Genomic DNA, 2,569 nt, shown 5'->3' on the forward strand with positions numbered 1-2,569 from the left:
GTGTCCGTGGCCATGAAAAAGTCCCCACTGGTGGCCAGGTCGAGGTCCCCACTGGTGGCCAGATAGAAGTCCCCACCCTTCGCGTCGTGTCGTAGCCGACGGTGAAGGCCCTGCGTGGTGACGGTGGCGGTGCCAACCAGTCACCGAGCACCACGCAGGGGCTTCCATTGAAGAACGCGAAGGAACGGATGGACGTGATTGCCGCCTACCGAGACGTAGGCACCTACCGAGGGGCTGCCGCGATCTGCGGCACGACCCACAAGACCGTGAAGCGGATCATCGAGGCCCACGAGGCCGCCAGCAGCGGCGAAGCGCCGGCGGTGCGGGAGCCGCGGGCGCGCAACTACGAGCAGGTCGCCGACCTGGTCGCGGAGAAGATCAAGGCGACGTCGGGTCGGATCAGCGCGAAGCGACTGCTCCCGGCCGCACGCGCGGCTGGGTATGCGGGATCGGACCGCAACTTCCGGCGCCTGGTTGCCCAGGCCAAGAGTGACTGGCGGCGGGGTCTGGTCCGGGCCGGTGGGCGTCGTCCGGCGATCTGGTCGCCGGGCGAGGTCCTGGCCATCGATTGGGGCACTGAGGTGGTCGCTGGCCGGCGGGTGCACGTGTTCTGCGCGGTGCTCGCGTGGTCGCGGTTCCGGTTCGTCCGCTTCGCTGCCGATGAGCAGCAGGCGACCACGCTGGGCTTGTTGGCCGAGTGCTTCGAGGTCCTCGGCGGCGTGCCGAAGGTCGTGCTGGCCGACCGGATGGCCTGTTTGAAGGGCGGGGTCGTCGCGAACGTGGTGGTGCCCTCCCCGGATTACGTCCGGTTCGCGACCCACTACCGGTTCCGGCCCGACTTCTGCCATGCCGCGGACCCGGAGTCCAAGGGCATCGTGGAGAACTTGGTCGGGTATGCCAAGGACGACCTTCTGGTCCCGCTCGAGCTCGATCAAGATCCTTGGGCTGAGGGCATCGCGGGACTCAACGTCCGGGCCGCGGCCTGGTGCGAGGAGGTCAACGCGAGGGTGCATTCGGAGATCCACGCGGTCCCGGCCGAGCGACTGGTCGCCGAGCATGGGTTGCTCGGTGAGCTGCCGTCGCTGCGGCTGGAGGTGGGCCCGAAACCGATCAGCCGGAAGGTCGACAAGCTCTCCTGCATCCGGTTCGGGTCGGCCCGCTACTCGGTCCCGAACCGGCTCATCGGCACCACGGTGACGGTGCTGGTCGAGGAGCGCGCCCGGGTGTTGCGGGTCATCGAGCCAGTCACCGGCGAGGTTCACGCCGAGCATGCGCTGGTGGCGCCGGGCGAGATCAGCATCGTCGACGCGCACTACGACCGCCCGCGTCCCGACACCCCGCGCCGGGCCGCCCGGCCACGGACGCCGGCCGAGCGGGAGTTCCTCGCCCTGGGGCCGGTCGCCGAGCAGTTCCTGGTTGGCGCCGCCGCGGCCGGGGTGACCAAGCTGGGCAGCGAGATCGCCGAGATCCTCACCCTGGGTGCCGCCCACGGCCACGACGCGCTGCTCACGGCCCTGGAGCGTGCCGTGGCGTTCGGTCGGTGGCGGGCCGCCGACGTCCGGTCGATCCTGGCCACCAACGGCCACGCCCCCCGCCCCACCTCGGCCGGGCAGGCCTTCGACACCGGGGTGGTGCTGACGTTGCCGTCGGTGCCGACCAGGTCGCTGGACGCCTACCGGATCGATGGCCGCATCGACCCGACGATCGATGGCGGTGAGGTGTCGTGACCGCCACGACCCCGCCGCCGCTGCCAGCGGACCTGAACGAGGGATTGAAGCGGTTGAAGATGGCCGCGATGCGCCGCCTGGCGCCCGAGCTGCTCCTGACGGCGAAGACCCAACGGTGGAATCCCGAGGAGTTCCTCCGCACCCTGGTCGAGGCCGAGATCACTGCCCGTGACGCATCCAACGTCCGGACCCGAATGCGGCAGGCCAGTTTCCCGGTCACCAAGACCCTCGAGGAGTTCGACGTCGCCGCGTCCTCCATCCCGCCCGCCACCTTCGACTACCTCGCGTCCCTGGAGTGGATCCGCGCGGCCGAGAACGTGTGCATGATCGGACCTGCCGGCACCGGGAAGTCCCACACCCTGATCGCGCTGGGGATCGCCGCCGTCGAAGCAGGACGCCGGGTCCGATACTTCACCGCCGCCGAACTGGTCGAGACCCTCTACCGAGGGCTTGCCGACAACTCGGTCGGAAAGGTCATCGAGAACCTGCTGCGCAACGAGCTCGTCATCGTCGACGAGCTCGGGTTCGCACCCCTGGACGACACCGGAGCACAGCTGCTGTTCCGGTTTGTCGCGGCCGCCTACGAGCGCCGCTCGCTCGGGATCGCCTCGCACTGGCCCTTCGAATCCTGGGGACGGTTCCTGCCCGAGCACACCACCGCGGTCAGCATGCTCGACCGGCTCCTGCACCACTGCCACACCGTGGTCACCGACGGCGACTCCTACCGAATGAGACAGGCCCGAGCGAAGGGAGCAACACGACTCAAGACCAACTGAACTCACCGCGAAGGGTGGGGGACTTTCAGTTGGCCACCAGCGGGGACCGCAACCTGGCCATTGACA

The 2,569-nt window shown here is 69.2% G+C and carries 2 protein-coding genes; both read left to right on the plus strand.

Features of this window, described 5'->3' with window-relative positions:
• Window positions 1-167: 167 nt before the first annotated feature.
• Entirely contained in the window at window positions 168-1,727 is a 1,560-nt protein-coding gene (gene istA, locus EFL26_RS08975) for an IS21 family transposase (protein ID WP_123222565.1), read from the plus strand.
• Window positions 1,724-2,503, plus strand: coding sequence for an IS21-like element helper ATPase IstB (gene istB, locus EFL26_RS08980; RefSeq protein ID WP_246000104.1), 780 nt, complete (start codon window positions 1,724-1,726; stop codon window positions 2,501-2,503). Before istA ends, istB begins: the two co-directional genes overlap by 4 nt.
• Window positions 2,504-2,569 lie beyond the last annotated feature (66 nt).

Origin of the sequence: Nocardioides pocheonensis, assembly GCF_003725535.1 — a bacterium.
In the GTDB taxonomy this organism is placed as follows: domain Bacteria; phylum Actinomycetota; class Actinomycetes; order Propionibacteriales; family Nocardioidaceae; genus Marmoricola; species Marmoricola pocheonensis.